This window comes from Kitasatospora sp. A2-31 (assembly GCF_022288725.1).
Lineage (GTDB): Bacteria > Actinomycetota > Actinomycetes > Streptomycetales > Streptomycetaceae > Kitasatospora.
Map to the genome: position 1 here is coordinate 61,439 of NZ_JAKNTA010000019.1, position 23,475 is coordinate 84,913.

At 74.5% G+C, this 23,475-nt stretch carries 16 protein-coding genes; 9 read left to right on the forward strand and 7 right to left on the reverse strand.

Features of this window, described 5'->3' with window-relative positions; translation table 11 throughout:
* Window positions 1–62 precede the first annotated feature (62 nt).
* The 3 genes from MCM47_RS34660 to MCM47_RS34670 form a co-directional block, all read right to left on the reverse strand.
* A complete protein-coding gene (locus tag MCM47_RS34660) occupies window positions 63–1,106 on the reverse strand; it encodes an ABC transporter permease (RefSeq protein ID WP_238950895.1) in 1,044 nt (347 codons plus the stop codon).
* A complete protein-coding gene (locus tag MCM47_RS34665) occupies window positions 1,103–2,803 on the reverse strand; it encodes a sugar ABC transporter ATP-binding protein (RefSeq protein WP_238950897.1) in 1,701 nt (566 codons plus the stop codon). The genes MCM47_RS34660 and MCM47_RS34665 overlap by 4 nt, the downstream gene beginning before the upstream one ends.
* A gap of 89 nt (window positions 2,804–2,892) precedes the next feature.
* On the reverse strand, window positions 2,893–3,933 hold the full coding sequence (locus tag MCM47_RS34670; protein WP_238950900.1) for a substrate-binding domain-containing protein: 1,041 nt from the start codon (window positions 3,931–3,933) through the stop codon (window positions 2,893–2,895).
* A 349-nt stretch (window positions 3,934–4,282) separates the two neighbouring features.
* Between MCM47_RS34670 and MCM47_RS34675 the strand changes: the two genes are divergently transcribed.
* From MCM47_RS34675 to MCM47_RS34690, 3 genes are all read left to right on the forward strand, one after another.
* Window positions 4,283–6,466, forward strand: coding sequence for an alpha-galactosidase (locus MCM47_RS34675; RefSeq protein ID WP_238950902.1), 2,184 nt, complete (start codon window positions 4,283–4,285; stop codon window positions 6,464–6,466).
* Between the two features lie 79 nt (window positions 6,467–6,545).
* Window positions 6,546–8,672 carry an NPCBM/NEW2 domain-containing protein gene (locus MCM47_RS34680; protein ID WP_374209261.1) on the forward strand — a complete coding sequence of 709 codons (2,127 nt, stop codon included), beginning with the start codon at window positions 6,546–6,548 and terminating at the stop codon, window positions 8,670–8,672.
* Between the two features lie 280 nt (window positions 8,673–8,952).
* Window positions 8,953–9,759, forward strand: coding sequence for a DeoR/GlpR family DNA-binding transcription regulator (locus MCM47_RS34690; protein ID WP_238950904.1), 807 nt, complete (start codon window positions 8,953–8,955; stop codon window positions 9,757–9,759).
* A gap of 16 nt (window positions 9,760–9,775) precedes the next feature.
* Here MCM47_RS34690 and MCM47_RS34695 read toward each other — a convergent pair whose 3' ends face one another.
* Both MCM47_RS34695 and MCM47_RS34700 read right to left on the reverse strand, forming a co-directional pair.
* Window positions 9,776–11,428 (reverse strand): AMP-binding protein, encoded by a 1,653-nt coding sequence (locus tag MCM47_RS34695; protein WP_238950907.1) that lies wholly within the window; start codon window positions 11,426–11,428, stop codon window positions 9,776–9,778.
* 136 nt (window positions 11,429–11,564) lie between these two features.
* On the reverse strand, window positions 11,565–12,356 hold the full coding sequence (locus MCM47_RS34700; protein WP_238950909.1) for a DUF2785 domain-containing protein: 792 nt from the start codon (window positions 12,354–12,356) through the stop codon (window positions 11,565–11,567).
* 191 nt (window positions 12,357–12,547) lie between these two features.
* Between MCM47_RS34700 and MCM47_RS34705 the strand changes: the two genes are divergently transcribed.
* Both MCM47_RS34705 and MCM47_RS34710 read left to right on the forward strand, forming a co-directional pair.
* Complete coding sequence (locus tag MCM47_RS34705; RefSeq protein ID WP_238950911.1) at window positions 12,548–13,012, forward strand: SRPBCC family protein; 465 nt, start codon at window positions 12,548–12,550, stop codon at window positions 13,010–13,012.
* A 215-nt stretch (window positions 13,013–13,227) separates the two neighbouring features.
* Window positions 13,228–14,403 carry an N-acetylmuramoyl-L-alanine amidase gene (locus MCM47_RS34710; RefSeq protein WP_238950913.1) on the forward strand — a complete coding sequence of 392 codons (1,176 nt, stop codon included), beginning with the start codon at window positions 13,228–13,230 and terminating at the stop codon, window positions 14,401–14,403.
* 276 nt (window positions 14,404–14,679) lie between these two features.
* Here the strand turns inward: MCM47_RS34710 and MCM47_RS34715 are convergent, their stop codons facing one another.
* Complete coding sequence (locus MCM47_RS34715) at window positions 14,680–15,591, reverse strand: glutaminase (protein ID WP_308222579.1); 912 nt, start codon at window positions 15,589–15,591, stop codon at window positions 14,680–14,682.
* A gap of 670 nt (window positions 15,592–16,261) precedes the next feature.
* Between MCM47_RS34715 and MCM47_RS34720 the strand changes: the two genes are divergently transcribed.
* The 3 genes from MCM47_RS34720 (at window position 16,262) to MCM47_RS34730 (ending at window position 21,301) form a co-directional block, all read left to right on the forward strand.
* Complete coding sequence (locus MCM47_RS34720) at window positions 16,262–19,078, forward strand: hypothetical protein (protein WP_238950915.1); 2,817 nt, start codon at window positions 16,262–16,264, stop codon at window positions 19,076–19,078.
* A 196-nt stretch (window positions 19,079–19,274) separates the two neighbouring features.
* Window positions 19,275–20,519, forward strand: coding sequence for a glycosyltransferase (locus MCM47_RS34725; protein WP_238950917.1), 1,245 nt, complete (start codon window positions 19,275–19,277; stop codon window positions 20,517–20,519).
* Between the two features lie 122 nt (window positions 20,520–20,641).
* A complete protein-coding gene (locus MCM47_RS34730; RefSeq protein ID WP_238950919.1) occupies window positions 20,642–21,301 on the forward strand; it encodes a hypothetical protein in 660 nt (219 codons plus the stop codon).
* 138 nt (window positions 21,302–21,439) lie between these two features.
* On the opposite strand, the gene MCM47_RS34735 is transcribed toward MCM47_RS34730, so the two are convergent.
* Window positions 21,440–22,381, reverse strand: a complete 942-nt coding sequence (locus MCM47_RS34735; protein ID WP_238950922.1) for a LysR family transcriptional regulator — start codon at window positions 22,379–22,381, stop codon at window positions 21,440–21,442.
* A gap of 106 nt (window positions 22,382–22,487) precedes the next feature.
* On the opposite strand from MCM47_RS34735, the gene MCM47_RS34740 reads away from it, so the two are divergent.
* Window positions 22,488–23,474: a reductase gene (locus MCM47_RS34740; RefSeq protein ID WP_238950924.1), complete on the forward strand. Its 987-nt coding sequence runs from the start codon at window positions 22,488–22,490 to the stop codon at window positions 23,472–23,474.
* The last annotated feature ends 1 nt before the right edge of the window (window position 23,475 follow it).

The following is a 23,475-nucleotide window of genomic DNA, read 5'->3' on the forward strand; positions in this document are numbered from 1 at the left end:
AGACCCGCAGACCCGCCATCCCGCAGACCCGCAGACCCGCCGGCCGCAGACCCGCCGGCCCGTCAGCCCGGCAGGCCGACGGCGCGGTCGCCGCTGCGCCGCTGCTGGACGACCACCGCCACCACCAGCAGCGTGCCCTGGGCGACGTTCTGCCAGAAGGAGTTGATGCCCTGCACGGTGAGCCCGTTGTCCAGTGCGCCCAGCAGCGCGACGGCGAGCAGCGTGCCGCCGATCCCGCCCTTGCCGCCCTTCAGCGCGCAGCCGCCCAGCGCGGCGGCGGTGATCGCCTTCAGTTCCAGCCCCTCGCTGCCGGAGACCGGCTGGCCGGAGCCGGTGCGGGCGGTGAGCAGGACGCCGGCGACCGCCGCGACCACACCGATCAGGGCGTAGACCGCGACCAGGTACTTGTTGATCGCGATGCCGGCGAGCCGGGCGGCCGTGTCGTTGCCGCCGATCGCGTAGAGGTTGCGGCCGATGTCGGTGTACTTCAGCAGCACGTGCACCGCCGCCGCTACCAGGATCAGGATCCAGACCATCACCGGCAGGCCCGCGATCTTCCCGCGGCCGAGGAAGACGAACACCGCGTCGTTGAGCACGTACCCCTGGGCCCGCCCGTCGGAGACCAGCTGCGCGACGCCCTTGTAGGCCGCGAGGCCGGCCAGGGTCGCGATGGTCGCGTTGACCCGCCCGTAGACGATGACCGCGCCGTTGAGGACGCCGACCAGCGCGCCGACCGCGAGCGCGGCGGCCATGCCGGCGAAGGCGTTGGAGCCGGCCGAGGTGAAGGCCATCGCGCTGACCACGGACGCCAGGCCGGCCTGGGAGCCGACCGAGATGTCCAGGCCGCCGCAGATGATGACGACGGTCTGCACCACGGCGAGCAGGCCGGTGATGGTGGCGGCCTCGGCGATGACCTGGATGTTGGTCCAGCTCAGGTAGTTGTCGTTGAGGATCCCGAAGACGGCGAGCACCGCGACGAGCGCGCCGACCAGGCTGAGGTTCTGCCCGCCGAGCCCGGCGAGAGCGCCGAGCGGGCCGGCGGGCCGGGTGCGGGCGGTGCTCTTGGAGGTGTGCTCGAGGGCCGGCGGGGTGGCGGCGCTGGTCATGAGGAGGCTCCGGAGGCGGTCGTGGTGGTGATGTCGTCGGCCATGGCGAGTCGCAGGACGGCGGTCTCGGTGGCTTCGGCCCGGCTGAGTTCGCCGGTGACCCGCCCGCCCTGCATGACCACGATCCGGTCGGCGAGGCCGAGGAGTTCGGGAAGCTCGGAGGAGACGACGAGGAGGGCGACGCCCTGTTCGGCCAGGTCGGCGATGATCCGGTAGATCTCGGCCTTCGCGCCGACGTCGATCCCGCGGGTCGGCTCGTCCAGGATCAGCACCTTCGGCCGGCGGGCCAGCCAGCGGGCCAGGACGACCTTCTGCTGGTTGCCGCCGGAGAGGGTGCGGACCTCCTGTTCGATGGACGGGGTGCGCACCCGCAGCCGGTCGGCGTACTGCCGGGCGAGGTCGCGCTCGGCGGAGCGGCGCACGAAGCGCAGCCGGCGCAGGCGCTCCAGGACGGCGATGGAGGTGTTCTCCCGGATCGACCGGTGCAGGAAGAGGGCCTGGTCCTTGCGCTCCTCGGGAGCGAGCCCCAGGCCGGCCCGGATCGCCCTGCCGGGGCTGCCCGGGGGCAGCGGGCGGCCGTCCAGGGTGATGCTGCCGCTGCGCACGGGCAGGTCGCCGGCCAGGGCGAGGGCGAGTTCGGAGCGTCCGGCACCGACCAGGCCGGCCAGGCCGACGACCTCACCCGCCCGGACGGTGAGGTCGACGCCGCGGACGTGGTCGGTGGTGACGTCCCGGACGTCCAGCACGACGCGGTCGGTGGCGACCTCGCGCCGTTCGAACAGGGTGGAGAGGTCGCGGCCGACCATCTGGCGGACCAGGTCGCCCTCAGTGGTGCGGCTCGCGTCCTGCACGCCCACGAGGGCGCCGTCGCGCAGCACGGCGATCCGGTCGGCGATCCGGAAGATCTCACGCATGCGGTGCGAGACGTAGACGACGGCGATGCCCTGGGCGCGCAGGCGGTCGATGAGCGCGAAGAGGGCCTCGGTCTCGTGCTCGGAGAGCGAGGAGGTGGGCTCGTCGAAGGCGATCAGCTTGGCCTCGCCGGTGAGGGCGCGCATGATCTCGACCAGCTGGCGCTGGGCGGCGGTCAGCTCGGAGCCGAGCAGGTCGGGGTCGAGCAGGCCGGAGAAGCCGAAACGCTCCAGGTCCGCGGTGGTGCGGCGGCGCAGCTCGGCGCGGTCCAGCCGGCGGCCGGCGGTGGTGGGCAGGGCACCGACGTGGACGTTCTCGGCGACCGAGACGTGCGGGACGATCTCGGGCTCCTGGGGGACGATCCGGATGCCGAGGGCCCTGGCCTGGGTCGGCGAGCGGAGCTCGACGCGTTCGCCGTCGATGAGGACGTGGCCCGTGCTGGGCCGGTGGTCCCCCGTCAGGATCTTCAGCAGGGTGGACTTGCCGGCGCCGTTCTCGCCCATGAGGGCGGTGACCCGGCCGGGCGGGAAGTCGAGGGTGACGCCGGTGAGGGCCTGGACGGTGCCGAAGTGCTTGCTCACGTCCGCGAATCCGGTGGCGCCGGCGGTCGGGCGGCGGGTGCCGGGCCGGCCGGCACCGGGCCGGTCCTCCGCCGGCCGGGGTCGGGCCGGCCGGTCCTCGGCCGGCTGCTCCTCGGCCGGCTGGTCCTCGGCCGCGTGCTCCTCGGCCAGGGGCGGTGCGCCGGAGGGGTCATGGTCTCCGGTGGGGCGGGACGCGCTGGTCACGGCTGGGTCACCTCGGTGCTTCGGGCGGGAGGGCGGTGCGGTCGGGCGGCCGCCCGGCGCGGGGCCGGGCGGCCACGGGTGCGAACCGGTCAGTTGCAGGTGACCCCGGCGCTCTTCCAGGTGGCGGCGTCGACCATGGTGGTCTTGGCGAACACCTCCGCGGGCATCTCCTTGCCGTTCTTGAGCTTGTCGTACATCGTCTGGACGGCGAGCGCGCCGACGTCCCGGCCGTTGATGTAGAGGGCGGCCTTCATGCCGGTGGGCTGGGTGCCACCCCAGTCCTTGCACGCGAGGTAGGCGCCGAGGCCGACGCCGATCACGTCGTCGGCGCCCACGCCTGCGTTGCGCAGCGCGGTGACCCCGCCGTGCACGTTCTCGTCGTTGCAGCCCCAGACCACCCAGTGCTTGACGCCGGGGTTGGCGGTGACCGTCGCGGCGACCTTGTCCTGGGCGCCGGTGGGGGTGTTGTCGGTCGCGACCTCCAGGGTGCGCACGCCCGGGGCGGCGGCGTCGAACGCCTCCTTGGCCGCCTTGACCCGGTCCCCGCAGACGGTGACGTCCTGCTTCCAGGCCGCGATGATCCGGGTGTCGGCCGCGGTCCAGCCGGCCTTGCTGTACTCCTGGGCGGCCCGCTTGCCGACCTCCCCGCCCATCTGGGCCCCGCTGAAACCGACCCGCGGCACCAGGTCGGTCTTGGCGCAGGACGCCGGGTCCGGGCCGGTGGCGCAGACCTGGTCGTCCGAGGTGAGCAGACCGATCTTCGCGTCCCGGGCGGTCTGGACGACCTGCGGCCCCACCGCGGGGTCGGGCACCACGACGATCACGCCGTTGGTCTTCTGTGCGATGGCCGCCTGCACTTCGCTGACGGTCTTGTTGGCGTCGTTGCCGAGGTTCACCACCTTGAGGTCGACGCCGAGTTCGGCGGCCTTCGCCTTGGCTCCGGCCGCCTCGCCGACGAAGTACTCCTGGTCGCCCTGCTTCTGCAGGTAGGTGATCGAGATCCTGCCCTCCACGGGGGCGACCGACGGGGAGCCCGAGGTGGTCTCCTGTCCGGTGGAGCACCCGGCGGCGGTGAGTCCCAGGGCGAGCAGGAGGCCGGCGGAGGCGCGGCCGGTGGTGCGTCGGATCATCAGGGGGTTGCTCCTCTGCGCCGGGCGGCGGGTCACGGTTGTCCGACCCGCCCTACGAACAGTCAGATCTCAACAGGTTCAAACGTGATGTGAAATATCGCATCGCCCCCATCCCGGCCGTCAAGGGCTCGGACGCGCCGAGATCAAGCTGTGACATGACCTGGTCGATTTCGCCAACTCGCCTATGTAATGGCCGATTCGACCGGCGAGATCGATCAGTGACGACCCCCTTGAGCCCAGCCTCCGGGCGCGCCTATGCTGCGTTGCTTTCTGTTTGACGTTCCAACAGAAACGAACGGAATGGTTCACCGTTCCCCCACCCCCCACACTTGCGGATGCTGGAGCACCCATGCGAACACCCCCGCCCCGGTCACGGCCCCGCGCCCTGGCCCGGCTGCTGGCCGCCCTCACCCTCGCGGCCTCCGGACTCGGGAGCGTCGCCGTCGGCGCCGCCGCCCCCGCGGCCGCCCAGGGCAACGGCCCCACGCCGAACCCGAGCGCCGCCTCGAACCCGACCCCCACGCCGAACCCGGGCGCCGCCCCGGCCGAGAGCCCCGCCCTCGGCAACGGACTCGCCCTCACCCCGCCGATGGGCTGGAACTCCTGGAACACCCTGGGCACCGAGGTCACCCAAGAGCAGGTCGTCCAGACCATCGACTTCATGGCCGCCAACGGCCTGGTCCGGGCCGGCTACGACACCGTCACCATCGACGACGGCTGGTCGGAGAACCACCGCGACGGCCAGACCACCGACCTGGTCAAGAACTCCTACGGCGCCATGCAGCTCTACGACGCCGCCGGGAACCCGGTCAGCGGCACCGACGGCACCGGGACCGACCCGACCAGCGGCCACCTGATCCCCCACCCGGGCCGCTTCCCCGCACGCACCGTCAACGGGCAACCGGTCAACGGGATCCAGTACCTGTCCTGGTACGCCCACAGCAAGGGCATGAAGTTCGGCCTCTACGCCACCGACACCTACACCACCTGCCAGGGCCACCCCGGCAGCCTCGGCCACGAGAGCACCGACGCGGCCGACTTCGTCGCCTGGGGGGTGGACTTCGTCAAGTACGACGACTGCCCCTACGGCCCCCCGATCACCGGCCCGGACGGTCACAACTACGGGACGCAGGGCGAGGGCAGGGAGCTGACGCGGTCCGTCTACGCCCGGGTCCGCGACTTCCAGCGGGCGCTCGACGCAGCCTCCGCCGCACAGGGCCGGCCGCGGGTGACGGTCAGCGTCTCCGCGCAGCCGGTGCACACCGGCATCCCGTACCTGCTGGCCGGGGACGACCCGGCCCGCACCGACCCGGTGGTGATCGCGGCCGGCAACCGGCCGTACGAGGCACCCGGCTACGCGCCCACCGGCGTCTGGTGCGGCCAGGTGGCCAACCTCTGCCGGATCGGCGGCGACCGCGGCCCCGACCTCGAAGGCGTGCTCTACAACGGGCAGTTGCGCACGACCCTGCAGTACCCCGGCAACGTCCGGCCCGGCAGCTGGAACGACATGGACATGATGTTCTCCGGCTGGCAGGATCCCTACGGCCTCTGGGGCACCACCGACACCTGCCCCTGCCACAAGCCGATGACGCCCACCGAGTCGCGCAGCGAGATGTCCGTCCTGGCGATGACCGCCTCGCCGCTCATCTCGGGCGCCGACTTCCGCAGCCCCGAGAACTCCCGGCACACCGAGGACGGCTACACCTGGTCCACCGGGATCACCCCCGAGCAGCTGGCCGTCTACAAGAACGCCGACGTCGTCGCCGTCGACCAGGACAGCCTCGCCAAGCCCGCCACCCTGGTCGGCGCCCCGCCCGCGAACAGCACCGCGCCGCTCGTGCTCAAGCGCCCGCTCGCGGGCGGCGACACCGCCGTCCTGCTGGTCAACCAGGACCCGGCCGCCGCCCGGACCGTCTCGACCACGCTGGCCGAGCTCGGGCTGACCGGCCCCGGCTACTCCGCCAAGGAGCTGTGGACCGGCTCCACCGGCAACGTCACCACAACGCTCACCGCCTCGGTGGAGCCGCACGGCGTCGCGATGTACCGGCTCAAGCCGCTGCCCGTGACCGTCCCGGCCGCGGTGGTCGGCGACGGCCGCTACCACGGCCTCGGCGCGGGCGGCACCGGCGGCCTCGCCCTGGAGGTGCAGGGCACCTGCAGCGCGCCGGACGGCTCGGTGCTCGACGTCAACACCTGGTGGTGGTGGCACACCTCGGAGAAGTGGACGTTCACCCCGAACCCCGACGGCACCGTCCGCATCACCAACGACTGCGACACCCCCACCCAGCGGCACGGCACGCTCACCGGCCCGGACTCCCCGGGCGGCGCCGCCTGGGTGCTGAACCGGTGGGACCCGAACAGCCCGCACCAGAAGTGGCGGGTGGAGCAGAACACCGCCACCGGGGCGCTCACCATCACCAACGTCGCCACCGGCCTGGTCCTGGACTCCCCGCAGACCGCCGCGACCTCGCCGGTCGTGCTCAGCCGGCCGAACGGCGCGGCCGCCGGGCAGTCCTGGTCTCTCCTCAACTGACCTTCCCTCCCCTCGGCACCGCCGGCCGCCGGGCCGGCGGTGCCGGCAACCCGTCCGCACACCCACTCCTGGAGGACCCTTGCGTTCCCGCCGCTCTGCACCTCGCCGCCGCATCGCGTCGGCGCTGACCGCCCTGGCGCTGTTAACCGGCGCCGGCGCCCTCTCCACCGGGCTCCAACTCGCCACCGCGCCGCCCGCCGCGGCCGTCGACAACGGCCTCAACCTCACGCCCCAGATGGGCTTCAACAACTGGAACTCCACCTGGTGCGGTGCCCAGTTCAACGAGGACATGATCAAGGGGATCGCCGACCTCTTCGTCAGCAAGGGCCTCAAGGCGGCCGGCTACCAGTACGTCAACCTGGACGACTGCTGGGCGCTGCCCCTGCGCGACGCCGAGGGCAACCTCGTCGCCGACCCGGTCCGCTTCCCCAGCGGGATCAAGGCACTCGCCGACTACGTCCACGGCAAGGGCCTGAAGTTCGGCATCTACTCCAGCGCCGGCATCCACACCTGCGACGTCAAGGGCTTCCCCGGGGGCCTGGGCCACGAGCAGCAGGACGCCGACCTCTGGGCCTCCTGGGGCGTCGACTACCTGAAGTACGACAACTGCAACAACATGGGCATCGACGCGCAGAAGCGCTACAAGACCATGGGCGACGCGCTGAAGAAGACCGGCCGGCCGATCCTCTACAGCATCTGCGAGTGGGGCAGCACCGGCCCGTGGAACTGGGCGGCCCCGATCGGGAATTCGTGGCGCACCACCGGCGACATCAGCGACACCTGGCAGAGCATGATCTCCATCGCCCAGGCCAACCAGGGCCTGGCCAACTACGCCAAGCCGGGGGCGTTCAACGACCCGGACATGCTGGAGGTCGGCAACGGCGGCATGACCGGCACGGAGTACCGGACCCACTTCAGCCTCTGGGCCGAGATGGCCGCCCCGCTGATGATCGGCACCGACCTGCGGATGGCCGAGCCGGAGACCTTCGAGATCCTGACCAACGCCGACGTGATCGCCATCGACCAGGATCCGCTGGGCAAGCAGGGCTCGGTCGTCTCCAGCGCCAACGGCCTGGTCGTGATGTCCAAGCCGCTGGCGGACGGCAGCCGCGCCGTCACGCTGACCAACGAGGGCTCCTACGACGCCACCATCACCACCACGGCGCAGACCGTGGGCATCGGCGGCGCGAGCTCCTACACGGTCAAGGACCTCTGGTCGAAGAAGAGCACGACCGGCGACGGGACCATCAGCGCCACGGTTCCGGGGCACGGCACCGCCATGTTCCGGGTCACGCCGAGCTCGCCGGTCTCCCCGCCCACCGGGACGACCTACCTGAGCGACCTCCCGTTCAAGTCCGTCACCAACTACTGGGGCCCGGTCGAACGCGACCGCAGCAACGGCGACCACGTCGCCGGTGACGGACAGGCCATCACCCTCCGCGGCCGGTCCTACCCGAAGGGCCTCGGCGCACACGCGCCCAGCGAGATCGCCTTCCACCTCGGCGGCACCTGCAAAAACCTGGTGACCGACGTGGGGGTGGACGACGACGCCTACGGCCACGGCTCGGTGGTGTTCCGGATCTACAAGGACGACACCCTCGTCGCCGACAGCGGCACACTCACCGGCAAGGACCCGGCCAAGCACCTGAGCGCCGACCTCACCGGGGCCGCCACCGTCCGCCTGGTGGCCACCGACGCCGGCGACGGCACCAGCTGGGACCACGCCGACTGGGCCGGTGCCAGGCTCGCCTGCGGCAACGGCCCCGCCGCCGGTGCCCACCCGCTCTCCGCCCTCGCCTGGACCTCGGCCGGCAACAGCTGGGGCCCGGTCGAGAAGGACATGAGCAACGGCGACAACCAGGCCCACGACGGCAGGACCATCACCATCGGCGGCGCCACGTACGAGAAGGGACTCGGGGTCAACGCCTTCAGCGAGATCGTCTACTACCTGGGCGGCACCTGCTCGTCGCTCGCCACCGACGTCGGCGTGGACGCCGAAGCCCAGGGCCGGGGCACCGTCTCCTTCGAGATCTACGCGGACGGCACCAAGGTCGCCGACAGCGGGCGGATGACCGGCAGCACCCCCGCCAAGCACCTCACCGCCGACCTCACCGGCGCCTACGAGCTGCACCTCGTGGTCACCGACGGCGGCGACGGCACCAACAGCGACCACGCGGACTGGGCCGGCCCCGTGCTCAGCTGCTGACCGCAGCCGAACCGGCACCGCGTGACCGAACGGCGGCGCCGCGTCGGGGGCTCCCCGACGCGGCGCCCGCCCGGGGGGTCCCCGCCGGGAGGTGCCCGCCGGGAGGTGCCGCCAGGCGTACCGAACGCGTCATGGGCGGCACAGAAGGCCACAGAAAGCCACAGAAGGGACCATGACCGGACAACGAGCGATAGAACCCGTTGAGGGGATCCCCCGCCCGCCTGCCATGATGGCGTTGACCGCCGGCAGAGCGTCGGCGCCGACCCGGAGGTGATCCGCCATGGCCGACAGCGCCCAGCCCCTCGCCGGACAGCGACGCATGCTGATCCTGGAGCGGGTGCGGTCGCGCGGCGCGGTCCGGGTCGCCGACCTGGTGCGCGAACTCGGGGTCTCCGACATGACGGTCCGTCGGGACCTCGACGCGCTCGCCACCCAGGGCCTGGTCAACAAGGTCCACGGTGGCGCGGTGCGGATCGAGGCGCCGCTCAGCGGTGAGCCCGGCTTCGAGACCAAGGCGTCCTGGGAGCTGCCGGCCAAGGCGGCGATCGCCCGCGCGGCCGCCGCGCTGGTGGCGCCGGGCTCGGCGGTGGGCCTGGCGGCCGGCACCACCACCCACCTGGTGGCGCGGCAGCTGCGCGGCGTCGAGGGACTGACCGTCGTGACCAACTCCCTGCGGATCGCCGAGGCCCTGGAGGAGCCGGGCGAGGACGGCACCCCGGCCACCGCGACGGTCATCCGCACCGGCGGGGTCCGGACGCCCTCGGACGCGCTGGTCGGCCCGGTGGCGGACCAGGCGATCAGGTCCCTGCACGTCAACGTGCTGATCCTGGGCTGCCACGGGCTCTCCCCGGCGACCGGGCTGACCACGCCCAACCTCGCCGAGGCCGAGACCAACCGGGCCTTCCTGCAGTCCGCCCGCCGGGTGGTGGTCGTGGCGGACCACACCAAGTGGAACGCCCTGGGCCTGGCCTCGTTCGCCTCCCTGGACCAGATCGACGTCCTGGTCACCGACGACGGGCTGTCGGAGGAGGACCGGGAGGCGGCGGGCCAGCTCGTCGGCGAACTGATCGTCGCGCCGACGGCCTGAGCCCCGCCGCCCCGGTTCAGGCGTGCCGGGTCGCGGCTTCCGCCTCGAGACCGAGCAGGGCGACGGCCTGCTCCCGCATCTCCACCTTGCGGATCTTCCCGGTGACCGTCATCGGGAACTCGTCCACGAGGTGCACGTAGCGCGGGATCTTGTAGCGGGCGATCCGTCCGGTGCAGAACTCGCGGAGGGTGTCGGCGGTGAGCTCGGCGGCGCCGGGGCGCAGCCGGATCCAGGCCATCAGCTCCTCCCCGTACCTGGCGTCCGGGACGCCGATCACCTGGGCGTCCAGGATGTCGGGGTGGGTGTAGAGGAACTCCTCGATCTCGCGCGGGTAGACGTTCTCGCCGCCCCGGATGACCATGTCCTTGATGCGGCCGGTGATGTTGAGGTAGCCCTCGTCGTCCATCACGGCGAGGTCGCCGCTGTGCATCCAGCCGTCGGCGTCGATCACTTCGGCCGTGCGGTCGGCCTGGTCCCAGTAGCCGAGCATCACCGAGTAGCCGCGGGTGCAGAGTTCGCCCGGCGTGCCGCGCGGGACGACCTCGCCGGTCTCGGGGTCGACGACCTTCACCTCCAGGTGCGGGCCGACCCGGCCGACGGTGGAGACCCGGCGCTCCAGCGGGTCCTCGGCACGGGTCTGGGTGGAGACCGGCGAGGTCTCCGTCATCCCGTAGCAGATCGACACGTCGCGCATGCCCATCCGCTCGACGACCTGCTTCATCACCTCGGTCGGGCAGGGTGAGCCCGCCATGATCCCGGTGCGCAGGCTGCTGAGGTCGTGCTCGGCGAAGCCCGCGTCGTTGAGCTCGGCGATGAACATGGTCGGCACGCCGTAGAGCGAGGTGCAGCGTTCGGCGGCGACCGCGCGCAGCGTGGCGGCGGGGTCGAAGGCGGCCGCCGGGATCACCACGCAGGCGCCGTGGGCGAGCGCCGCCAGGTTGCCCATGACCATGCCGAAGCAGTGGTAGAAGGGCACCGGCACGCAGATCCGGTCGGTTTCGGAGTAGCCGCAGAGCTCGCCGACGAAGTAGCCGTTGTTGAGGATGTTGCGGTGGGAGAGCGTCGCGCCCTTGGGGAAGCCGGTGGTGCCCGAGGTGTACTGGATGTTGATCGGGTCGTCCGGGTGCAGGGCGGCACCGAGTTCGGCGAGCCGGCCGCGGTCGAGGCGGTCGCCGGCGGCGAGCAGGTCGTGCCAGGCGTCCGACCCGAGGAGCAGGACGTCCTTGAGGTCCGGACAGCGCGGGCCGGCCTCGGCCAGCATGGCCGCGTAGTCGGAGGTCTTGAAGGAGGGCGCGGCGATCACCGTGCGGATGCCCGACTGCTGCAGCACGTACTGGAGTTCGTGCACGCGGTAGCCGGGGTTGACGGTCACCAGGACGGCGCCGATCCGTGCGGTGGCGTACTGCACGAACACCCACTCGGCGCGGTTCGGCGCCCAGATCCCGACCCGGTCGCCGCAGCCGACACCGAGAGCCAGCAGCCCGGCGGCCACCCGGTCCACCTCGGCGGCCAGTTCGCGGTACGTCCAGCGGCGCCCGGCCGGCACGTCGACCAGCGCCTCGCGCCCGGGGTGGGCGGCGACGGCGCGGTCCAGGGCGGCGCCGATCGTCTCGTCCAGCAGCGGCGTGGCCGACGTACCGGCGCTGAGGCTCGGGGACGGGGTGGGCATGCGGCGGCTCCTCGGCTCGTCCGGACGGCTGCCGCCCGAGTCTATGCAGGGCGGCGCCCGCCGTCACCGACTCCGGCGCTCGCGCACCGCGGAGCCGTCGAGCCGCCCCGCCCGTGCCCCGGAACGCTCGCCCCGCTCACCGTCTGACGATCCGGTCGAGGACGTCGGCCAGGCGCGTCTTCACCGCCTCCCGGTGGGGGATCGCCTGCGGTGCGGACTCGCTGTCCGGACGGACGCCGCGGTCGGCCATGACGTAGAGCAGGCGCAGCGTGCGCAGGCAGTTGGTGAGGCCGGCGGGCACCGGGGTGGTGATGCGATCGGCCCCGTAGCGGGCGGCGATCGGCTCCAGCCAGGCCGTGGCCGCGCGTTCGCCGAGGTCGGTCCGGGTGAGGACGCGGCCGACGGCCCGGGCCAGCCGGTCGTCCTCCAGCTGGTCGAAGACGTGGTCGGTGGGCGCCGTCAGCCGTGCGGCGGCGAGCTCCAGCATCCGCACCGGGTCCACGTCGGGGTGGCAGCCGAGCCGGGCCAGCAGGTCCGCCCCGTGGGCGACGGCGTGGAGCCAGCCGAGCTTCCCGTCGTGGCCGCGGAGGTCCTGCTCGGCCGGGTACCAGCGCTCGAACGCATCGACCCAGGCAGGCCGGACGTCCCCCTGCTCCACGATCATGTCGAGCACGAGGGGGGCGAAGGTGCGGGCCTGGACCTCCGGGTCGCCGAAGCGCGCCGCCATCTCGTCTCCGAGGGCCAGGCGCCGGGGCCGGTCGATCACGCCGCGCTCGATCCAGGTGGCGAGGACGGTGTAGGCGGCGCCGTCCCGGACGAGCGGGTCGGGATCCGCGAGCGCGCGGGAGAGTTCGCCCACCAGCACGTCCTTCGGGAGGCCGTCGGGGACGGCGCAGTCGGCCGCTTCGATCCGGTTCCAGTCGATCACGGCAGGCAGGATAGACCGGTCGGGCCATGCCCCACACCGGATTTACCGGCCGGTGCGGGCGGTCGCGGCAAGCCGGCCGCGTCCGGCCCGGCGTCCGGCGCCGCGCCGCGCCTTCCGCCGTTCGCGCCGGCGGGCTGGGAGCATGGCGCGACGGCAGCGCCCTGCGCCGTCCCCATGCCGAAGGAGCACGCATGCCAGGCCAGTTCGAGGCGACCGTCGACGTCGAACGCCCGATCGCGGACGTCTTCGCCTTCCTCGCCGACGGCCGGAACGATCCCGCCTTCAGCCCGCGCGTCCTGGAGATCCGCCGGAACCCGGACGGCCCGACCGCCGTCGGCACCGTGTTCACCAGCCGGGTCAAGGACGCCGGGATGAGGACGAGCCGGGAGATCCTGATCACCGAGCTGACCGGCCCGACCCGGCTTCGGTGGACCGAGACGTCGAAGAACCTGGTGACCTCCGCCTCGGGCGGCTACGACCTGGCGCCGCTGTCGGCCGGGGCGACCAGGATCCGGATCTTCAACGTCCTGGAGGGACACGGGTTCGGCAAGCTGCTGGTCGGCCTCGCGCTGAGCGCCGCACGCCGGGACGCGGCCGCCTTCGGTTCCCGGATCAAGGCGGCCGTCGAGGCCGCCCTCCCGGGCACGGACGCGTAGCGGAACGGCCGGGCACCTCGGCGGAAGGGGCCGCCGCTCCGGGGCCGTGGGAGCTGCACCTTCGGGCAGAGGTGATCGGAAGGGCTCGGTACGGAAACGATCATTCGGGTAGATTCACGGAGGTCTGACGATCAGTCGGCAGGGCTGTCACGGCGGTGCATGCCGCCGTGCACCACGCCGGCGCCCCTTCCGCCCCTCCCTGAGACAGGACGCCCATGCCCGTTCCGCACCCCGCCGTCAGCCGGCGCGCCGTCGTCGGCGCGATCGGCGCGGCGGCCGCCGCACTCGCCGTCTCGCCCGCCGCCCCCGCGGCCGCCGCGGCGACCACCGCCCCCGCGCCCGGCACGGGCGCCGCCGGGGGTCGGTCGCAGACCGCCCGCACCGTCAGCGTCCCCGCCACCCGGGCGCACTCCGCGGCCGGCGCGGAGGCCGCGAGCGTGCAGGCCGACTTCCCCATCCGGTACGTCGGCGTCAGCTGGGACGGCCCGCACCGCGGTGCCGCGATCCGGCTCCACCGGGACGGCGCGGCACCGGGCCCGTGGCGCCCCCTGCCCGCCGGCTGCGCGGGCGGCCCCGACCGCCCGGCCCACCGGGAGGCCGACGCGAGCCCCCGCTCCGCCACCGCGCTGATCGCCGCCGACGGCGCCTCCGGCTACGAGCTGCGGCTGCCCGACGGCGCGGGCAACCTGCGCACCACCGCACTGGACACCGTGCACGGCCCGGCCCGCACCGCGGTGGTCGCCGCCGCCGCGCCGGCCTCGCTCTGCGGCGCCGAGTACCTGCCGCGGGCCGCGTGGGGCGCCGACGAGTCGAAGCGCTTCAAGAACGGCGTGGAGAACTCCCCCGCCAAGTACTACCCGCTGCAGACCCTGACGGTTCACCACACGGACACCGCCAACGCCGACCCCGACCCGGCGGCCACCGTCCGGGCGATCTACGAGTACCACGCCGTCACCCTGGACTGGGGCGACATCGGCTACCACTTCCTGATCGACGAGGCCGGGCGGATCTACGAGGGCCGCTGGTCGGGCGACGACGGCCTCCCGGCGCAGGACGCCACCGGAAAGGTGGTGACCGCCTTCCACACCGCCGGCTTCAACTCCGGCAACCTCGGCATCGCGCTGCTCGGCACCCTCACCGGCCAGGAGCCCACGCCGCAGGCCCGCCGCTCGCTGACCGGCCTGCTCGCCCTGGCCGCCGGCACCCACGGGCTCGACCCGCAGGCGAAGGTCACCTACGTCAACCCGGTCAACGGTGTGACCAGGCCGGTCGACATGATCAGCGGCCACCGCGACTGGCTCGCCACCGACTGCCCGGGCGGCGTGATGTACGCGAGCCTGCCGGCGCTGCGCACCGAGGTGGCCGCGCTGGGCGGCGCCGCTCGCCAGTAGGCCCTCTCCGCGGGACTCCCGCGCGGGTCGCCCCCGAGCCCGCGCGGGCCCGGCGCCGGTCGCCCCGGTCGCCGCGGTCGCTCCGGTCCGCAGCGACCGGGGCCGCCGCAGGCCCGGACGACGCGACGGGGCCCGGACCACTCGGCACACGGGCCGGCCGCGGCTCGGTGCCGGCCTGCATCCGGGGTCCGTACAGCCGGGGGTTCGTACTGCCGGGGGTCCGTACTGCCGGGGGTCCGTACAGCCGACCGCGAACACCGGTCGCTGCGAGGCCGCTCAGAACACCGACCAGCCCGTCGCCGTGGTGAGGGCGTCCAGCGCGGCCACGCCGAGGACGGAGTTGCCGGCCGCGTCCAGGCCCGGGCTCCAGACGCAGACGGTGCCCCGGCCCGGCAGTACGGCGAGGATCCCGCCGCCGACGCCGCTCTTGCCCGGCAGGCCCACCCGGTAGGCGAACTCGCCGGCCGCGTCGTAGGTGCCGCAGGTCAGCAGCACGGCGTTGATCCGCTTGGCCTCGCTGCGCGAGAGCAGCCGGCTGCCGTCGGCCCGGATCCCGTGGCGGGCCAGGAAGAGGCCGGCCAGGGCGAGGTCGCGGCAGCTCGCCGTGATGGCGCAGTGGGCGTAGTAGTGGGCGAGGACGCTGTCGACCGGGTTGCGCAGGTTGCCGTAGCTGGCCATGAAGTGGGCCATGGCGGCGTTGCGGTGGCCGTGCCGGGCCTCGGAGGACGCCACCGAGTCGTCCACCCCGACCTCCGGGTTGCCCGACTCCGCCCGCAGGAAGCCGCCGACCGCCCCCACCGCGTCGCCGGTCAGCTTCAGCAGCCGGTCGGTGACGATCAGGGCGCCGGCGTTGATGAACGGGTTGCGCGGGATCCCCTGCTCGCTCTCCAGCTGCACCAACGAGTTGAACGGGTTGCCGGAGGGCTCGCGGCCCACCCCGGTCCACAGGCCGTCGCCGCCCTCCGCCAGGGCCAGCGCCAGGGTGAACAGCTTGGACACCGACTGGATCGAGAACGGGTGCTGCCAGTCCCCCGCGCCGAACACCTCGCCGTCGACGGTGGCGATCGCCATCCCGAAGGCGGTCGGGTCGGCCTGCGCGAGCGCCGGGATGTAGTCGGCGACCCGACCGCGCTCCGGCGACCGGCGGGCCGTCTCCATGGCGTCGTCCAGCAGTACCCGGTAGTCCACATCGTTCACCCGGACATTCTGGGCCACCGCCCCGAGCAGGCACGATCCGGGTCCGCCCGAGGGCATCGCCGACGCTGCGAGGACGCCGCCGCCTCGATCTGACGCCCTGTCAATGATCCTGACGCACCGGCCGACGCCAGGCGCCGGGGGCAGTAAGGTGTCCCGACCGGCATGACGCCACGGTGACGGCCGGGGCGTGGGCGGCGGCCGCGAGACCGGCGGCCGGCCGGCGCGGCACTCCCCCGGGCGGCCCGGGGGCGGGGAGGGGAGCGGAACGGGATGGCCGACGGCACGACGGCACAGCCGGGCGCGGCGGACGGCGGGCGGGAACGTCCGGGCGTCCCGCGCACCAAGGTGGACCGGCTGCTCCACGGGTGGCGCGGCGACGGGCGGAACGGGCCCCGGCAACCGACCTCGCGGCTCGGCATCCCCGCCCACCGGCCGGCTCCCGAGGCCGTCCCGAACCCGCCGACCCGGGTGCTGCAGGTCGCGTCGGCCCCGGTGGACCCGCCGGCCGCCGAACCCGCCGCCGAACCCGCACCGCCCGGCCCACCCCCGGCCGCCCCGCCCGCCGCCCCCGCCCGCCGCCCCCGTCCCCGCCCCCGGGCGCGGGAGCGACTTCGGCGGTGCCTTCCCGGCGGCGCTGCGCGACCGCTACGAACCGCTCGGGGTGGCCGGGTCGGGCACCGAGGGCACGGTCTGGCACGTACGCCGCACCGACGGCGGCGGCGACGCCGCGGTGAAGGTCACCGTGGCCGGGCAGGCCATGGACCCGGAGCTGCTGGAGCACCTGCGCGACGACGGCTACCGCCGCCACGTACCGCTGATCACCGGGCACGGCCGGGTGGAGCACGCCGGGGCGCACTGCGACTGGGTGGCGATGGAGTACCTGCCGGTCACCCTGACCGACCACTTCGCCGAGCTGCGGCGGGCGGGACGGGCGGCCGACGGTGCGGAGACCGAGCGGATCGTGCGCGAGCTCGTCGCGCTGCTCGACTTCTGGCAGCAGCGGATCCGGCGCAACCCCGTCGACTTCAAGCCGTCCAACATCCTGCTCCGCCCCACCACGGCACCCGACGGCACGGCCGGGCCCCCCGAGTTCGTCATCGCGGACTTCGGCGGCGTCGCCCGCCTCACCGCCAGCCGCAGCTTCTCCCCCGAGATGCAGGTCACCGTCGCGTACATGGCGCCCGAGCAGTTGGCCGGCACCAACCGCGCGGAGGGCCCCTGGTGGGCGCTGGGCAACGTGCTGTACGAGCTGTTCACCGGCCGCCCCCGCTACCTGGACGCGGACGGGCTGCTGCTGAGCGACGAGGTGCTGCAGTACGACCTGGTGATGGCCGCGGAGGTGGACCTGTCCGGCGTCGCCCACCCGCGCCGGCAGCTGCTGCTCCAGGGCCTGCTCACCCGTAACCCCGCGCACCGCTGGACCGCGCCGCAGGTCCGGACGTGGCTGGCCGGTGGCAGCCCCGAGGTGGTGCGGCCGGCCGTCCCGCCGCGAGGTACGCCCGTCGCGCCCGCCCACCGCCCGATCACCTTCCTCGGCGACCTCTTCCACGACCCGGCCGCGCTGGCCGCGGCCATGCTCGGACGGTCCGCGGACGCGGCGCACTGGATGGCCCGGGGCGGCGCCCAGCGGCTGCGGGAGTGGCTGAGCGACGACGTGCGGGACACCGTCGTCGACCTGAGCCAGCTCCGCGACGTGGAGCGGCTGCGCGGACCCGAGCGGGCCGCCGCGGCCGCGGTCGCCGTCCTGGCCTTCGGCGCCGCGTTCGCACCGGGGAGCGTGCCCTCCTACCGGAACCGCCCGATCGACTCGGCCGGGCTGGCCCGGCTCGCCGCCGACCCGGGGCTGGTCGCGCTGGTGGACGAGCTGGTCGCCGGCTCGGTGCCGGCCGTCGCGGCCCGGTACGACTGCGACCACCCGGAGTGCTTCGGCGAGCAGTGCGCGCGGCTGCTCGCCCTGGCCGAGCTGCCCGCCGTGCTGGCCGGGGTGGAGGAGGCCGCCCGGGAGGTCGGCGGTGGCCGGCGCGGCGGCGACGGGCTGAATGCGGACGAGCGGACCGAGGCGTACCGCCTGGTGGTCCTGCTGGCCGTCCGCGCCGAGGAGCACCCCGAGCTGGTGGCCCGGCTCTCGCCGTTGCCCGCCGTCCTGCACCGGCTCGCCGAACCGGCGCGGCTGTCCACGCCGGTGGCCGTGGCCTCGGCCGTCGCGGTGGACGCCGCCCTGGCGGTGCGCACCGCGGTCCGCCGCGAGGCGCCGGATCCGGTTCGCCGGCGCTGGTCCGCGCTGCGACGCCGGGCGGTGGGCGCCGACCCGGCCGCGGTGCCCGGCCGGGCCGCCCTGGTGGCCGCCGCGGTGCTGCAGGCCAGGACCAACCCGGCGGCCGGCCCGAACGGGCGCCGCCCGCCGGCCTGGCGGGACCGGCTCGGCGTCTGGTGGCCCCACGCGCGGACGGCACTGCCGCGACAGGTCGGCGCGGTCGCGCTGGTGACCCTCGCCCTCGCCCTGATGCTCTGGTCGGGTGCGGTGTGGCGGTTCGCCCTCGACGCGCGGGCCGAGCTGCTGATCCTGCCGAACGGCGGCTTCGGAGGCCCGCTGCGGGGCGCCGGTGAGCTCGCAGCCCGGCAGGTGGTCGGCCAGCTCGGGGCGGCCCTGGTGGCGGCGGTCGTCGCGGCCGTCTTCCCGGCCCGGGTCGGGCGCTGGACGCTGCTGCTCGCCGCCGCCGCCGCGTTCGCCGTGGGCTACCTGCGGCTCGGCCCGCCGATGACGTTCGCACGGCCGCCGCAGGCGCTGGCCGACCGCATCGTGGTGTTCGAGGGCGGGCTGGGCAGCTGGGCCGGCGTGGCCGCGGCCCTGGTGGTGCCGCTGACCGTGTTCCTGGTCGAACGCGCCGCGACCGGGATGCTGAAGCCCGTGCACGAGGCCCGGGCTCGCACCGCCCGCGAGTGGAGCCGCCTCGCCGCCCGGCGCCGACCGGCAGGTGGGGGCTCACGCGAGCCCGCGCCCGCCCCCGCGCCGGACCCGGCCCGGTGGCGGCCCGGTCGCGCGGGCCTGGCCGACCGCGTGCTGTACGTCCTCGGCACCACCCATCTGCTGGTGGTCCTGCTCTGGGCGACCGTCGAGGTCCGGCTGGCCGCCACCGGCGACCACCCCACCCCGGCCTCCTGGGGCACCGGTCAGGTCGGTGCCGGCTATCAGGCCGACTTCGCGCTGCTGTTCGCCGCCCTGGCCGCGCTGAGCGCCCTCGCCACGCCGCGGACCGCACGTCGGCTGCTGGGCCTCTGGGTGGTCGGCGCCATGGTGCTCGGCTCCTGGCCGCCGCCGCTCGGCCCGCTGGAGGCGCTGCGCATCCCGGTGGCACGCGGGCAGTTCGGGGCCGTCGCCGAGTTCTGGGGCCACGGCGCCTTCTGGGCCGCCCTGCTGGTGGCGCTCCCGGTGGTCGGCCTCGGCATCCAGCGGACGGCGCGCCGCACGCTGCGGTGACAAGGGTTCACCCGCCCCGCCACTGAGGGTCGATCAACTCGTCGTATCGAAGGACAATGTGACGGTGCGTGAGAGCACTCCACGCGCTCTTCCACGGTCAACATACCGCGCACCGGGGGGCTTGCGGCAAGCCGGTGATCATGACGCATGATCTTGGACCGAGACCGAGAACTCACAGGAGACGGGGGACCGCGACATGCGCGTGTTGTTGACGGCTTACGGGTCGCGCGGGGACATCGAGCCGATGATCGGGCTGGCGGCACGGCTACGGGCGCTCGGCACGGAGGTGCGGGTGTGCGCGCCGCCGGACTTCGCCGAGCTGCTGGACGCCGCCGGCCTCCCGCTGGCGCCGATCGGACAGCCGCTGCGCCCGGTGGCGACGGCGGCGGTGACCGGGAAGGCGCCGATGCCGGCGGAGGGCCTGGCCCAGCGCGCGGCCGCGCTGGTCGCCACGACCTACGACGCGGTCGTCGCGGCGGCCGGGGACTGCGACGCGGTGGTGGCGACCGGGCTGCTCCCGGCGGCGGCCGCGGCGCGGTCGGCGGCCGAGAAGCTGGGCATCCCGTACGTGTTCGTGGCCTACTTCCCGAGCTACCTGCCGTCCCCGCACCACCCGCCGTTCCCCCGGCCGGGGCGGCCGTTCCCGCCGGAGGTGACGGACAACCGGGTGCTGTGGGACCTCGACGTCGAGAACATGAACGTCCTGTTCGGCACCGGCCTCAACGCCCACCGGGAGACGGTCGGCCTGCCGCCGGTGGACCACTTCCGCGACTACGTCCTCACCGACCGGCCGTGGCTGGCGGCCGACCCGACGCTGAGCCCGTGGCCGGAGCCGTCGGACCTCGACGTGCTGCAGACGGGGGCGTGGCTCCGGGCCGACGAACGCCCGCTCCCGGACGGGCTGGAGGCGTTCCTGGCGGCGGGCACGCCCCCGGTGTACGTGGGCTTCGGCAGCATGCCGGTCCGCGACGCGCAGGACGTCGCCCGCGCGGCGGTCGAGGCGGTCCGTGCGCAGGGCCGCCGCGTGCTCCTCTCCGGCGGCTGGGCCGACCTGGCCCTGACCGACGACCAGGACGACTGCCTCGCCGTCGGCGAGGTGAACCACCACGCGCTGTTCCCCCGGGTGGCCGCGGTCGTGCACCACGGCGGCGCGGGCACGACGACGACGGCCGCCCTGGCCGGCGCGCCCCAGGTGGTGGTGCCCCAGCTGGCCGACCAGCCGTACTGGGCCGGCCGCGTGGCCGGCCTGGGCATCGGCGCGGCCCACGACGGTCCGACACCGACCTTCGAGTCCCTGTCGGCCGCGCTGGAGGTCGCCCTGGCCCCGGAGACCCGCGCCCGGGCTGCCGCCGTGGCCGACACGATCGACGCCGACGGGGCGTCGGTGGCGGCGAAGCTGCTGCTCGACCTCGCCGGCGGGGCCCGGGAAGTGTCCGGGTGAGGCCCGTGGCCGCGTAGCGCCCGTCCGGCCCGGGGCCTCTCCTTCGGAGCGTGCCGCACCCGGCGCCCGGTGTCGGCCGGGTGTGGCACGCTGGGCCCCGACCGCACAGGAGGGGAACGATCATGCACAGGCCGAGCCGACCCGAGGACCTCGACCACGCCGACCGGGTGTGGGCGCGGGCCGTCGCCTTCGCCCTGCTGGAGGCCGCCACCGGGAAGCCCGAGGGCCACTGGCTGGACGAGCACGGCGTCTGGTGCGACGCCAGCGCCGGCTCGTACTGGTGGCGCGCCAGCCGGGCGGAGAACGGGAACGTGGTCTTCTGCGGCCAGGACTCCGACGGCAGTCGCACCCACCTCGACGGCCGGCAGATCGACTTCCTGGCCGGCGGGCCGGACTGGCTGCCCTGGGAGCAGCTGCGCGAGGACGCCGAGGGCAACCTGTTCGGCTTCGTCTACTGGTCCCAGGACGGCACCTGGCACCGCATCGACTACCCCGAGCAGCTCGACGACGACGGTCTGGAGGGGGCCGCCGAGTGGCTGGGCTCGGAGGAGGAGTTCCGCCGCGAGGCGGCTGCGCTGGCCTGCGTGCGCCGCCCCGACGAGCCCGCGTTCGCCGACGCGCTCACCCGGTACCTGCGGCGTGCCGAGGCCCGGACGGTGGACGCCACGGTGGTCGCCGAGCTCCTGGCGGCGGCCGGCCCCGGGGACGAGGAGCGCGGGCCGCTGAGCGTGGAGCCTGCGCTGGACGTCGCCGTCCGGGCGGGCCTCACCGGGCAGGTCTGAGCCGGACGGCCAGGGGCCGGTCGGCTGCTGACCGGGCCGGCTGCTGACCGGGCCGGCTGCTGGCGGCCGGTGGTCCGGCCCGCAGGCCGGAGTCAGCGTGGCAACGGTGAGCCGGGTGCCGGCCGGCTGCCCGCGCCGTCACCCGTGCGCGGCGCCGCCGGCCGACCCGGTCGCCGACCGCCGCTGCTCCTGCACGGCCTCGTGCAGGAGCCCGGCCAGGGCGTCGGCGTGCGGGAGCGGGCGGCGCCGGGCGCGGGCGATCCCGAAGTGCCGGGCCGGACGCGGCGGCGTCACCGGCACCGTCCGGGTGCCGGGCAGCACCGGGTCGAGCGCCACGTACGGCACCAGGGAGACCCCGACGCCCGCGGCGACCAGGGAGCGGGCGAAGAAGTAGTCGGTGGTGGAGCCCGCCACCCGGAGGTCGAACCCGGCCACGGCCGCGTGCCGGCGCAGGAAGTCCTCCGTCTTCAGGCACCCCATCACCCAGCGCTCCTCGGCGAGTTCGGCGAGGTCCAGGGCGTCCCGGCCGGCCAGGCGGTGGCCCTCCGGCAGCACCACCGAGAGCGGATCGTCCATCAGCGGCTCCCAGTCGAGCCCGGAACGGTCCCCGGGCAGGACCGGCAGCGGCCCGTCGAAGTGGTAGGCGAGGGCCAGGTCGGCCGTGCCCTCGCGGACCATCGGCAGGCTGTCCTCCGGCTCGCGTTCGAGGATCCGCAGTTCGACGTCCGGGTGGTCGGCGGCGAACCGGCTCAGCACCCCGGGCAGCAGGTGGCGGCCGCCGCTGGTGAAGGTGGCGAGGGTGAGCCGGTGCCGGGCCGCGGCGAGGCGGCCGATCTGCTCCTCGGCGTGCCGCAGCTCCGCGGAGATCGCCGTGGCCGCGTCCACCAGGAGCCGCCCGGCCTCGGTGAGCCGCACCCCGCGCGTGGAGCGCTCCACCACGGCCGTCCCCAGCCCGCGTTCGAGCGCCGCGACCTGCTGGGACACCGCGGACGGGGTGAGTAGCAGCGCTGCTGCCGCCCGGTTGAAGCTGCCGTGCTCGGCGACCGTGCGCAGCACGGTCAGCCTCCGGACGTCGATCATGGCACTCCCCCGGTCACAGGTGCGCTCCCCGGTCGAGGTGCGCTCCCGGTCAACAGCTCCGCTGATGACGCGTTCAGCAAGTCGGCAGTTCTGCTGGGGAGCATAGGTGAGCAGAGTGGTGGCCGTGAACAACGCCCTGCGAAACGTCTGCGTCATCGGCGGCAGCCGCTACTTCGGCCTCCGCCTGGTCACCCTCCTGCGGGACTCCGGAGCCCGCGTCACCCTGGTCAACCGCGGCTCGGCACCACCGCCGCCCGGGGTCGACCACGTCGTCGCCGACCGGTCCGACGAGGCCGCCCTCGCCACCGCGCTCGGCGGGCGCACCTTCGACGCGGTGCTCGACCAGGTGCTGTACACCCCCGCGGAGGCCGTGGTGGCCCGCCGGGTCTTCGCCGGCCGCACCGGCCGGTACGTGATGACCTCGACGATGGAGGTCTACGACCCGGCGACCTCGCCCCTGGTGCACACCACCCCGGGTGTCCCGGTGCCCGAGGACACCGTGGACCCGGCGCAGTGGCCGGTCGACCTCGGCCTCCCCTGGCAGGACGCAGCGGCGCTCGCCCGCCGCTTCGACGAGGCGACGCGCTACGCGGAGGGCAAGCGGCAGGCCGAGGCCGTCCTGGCCCAGGACGCGCCGTTCTCCTGGGCCACCGTGCGCAGTGCGCACGTCCTGGGCGGCGGCGCCCTGGACTTCACCGGCCGGCTGACGCACTACACCGGGCTGATCGCCGCGGGCCGGCCGGTCGCCGTGCACCCGCGGCCGCAGCCGACCTCCTTCGTCCACCACGAGGAGATCGCCGCCGCGCTGGTCCGGGTGGCCGCCGCCGACGCCGTCGGGCCGGTCAACGCCTGCTCCCCCGAGCCGCTGGACGTGCTCGCGCTGGCCGGCCTGGTCGCCGAACGGCTCGGCACCACCGCCCACCACCGGGTGGTCGAAGGCGGCGAGGTCTCGCCGTTCTCCTTCGACCGCTGGTACCCGATGGACGGCCGACGCGCCCACGGGCTGGGGCTGCGCTTCTCGCCGGTGACCGACTGGCTGCCCGGGGCCGTCACCGACGCCGCCGCGGCAGCGGCAGCGCGAAAGGCGGCCTGAC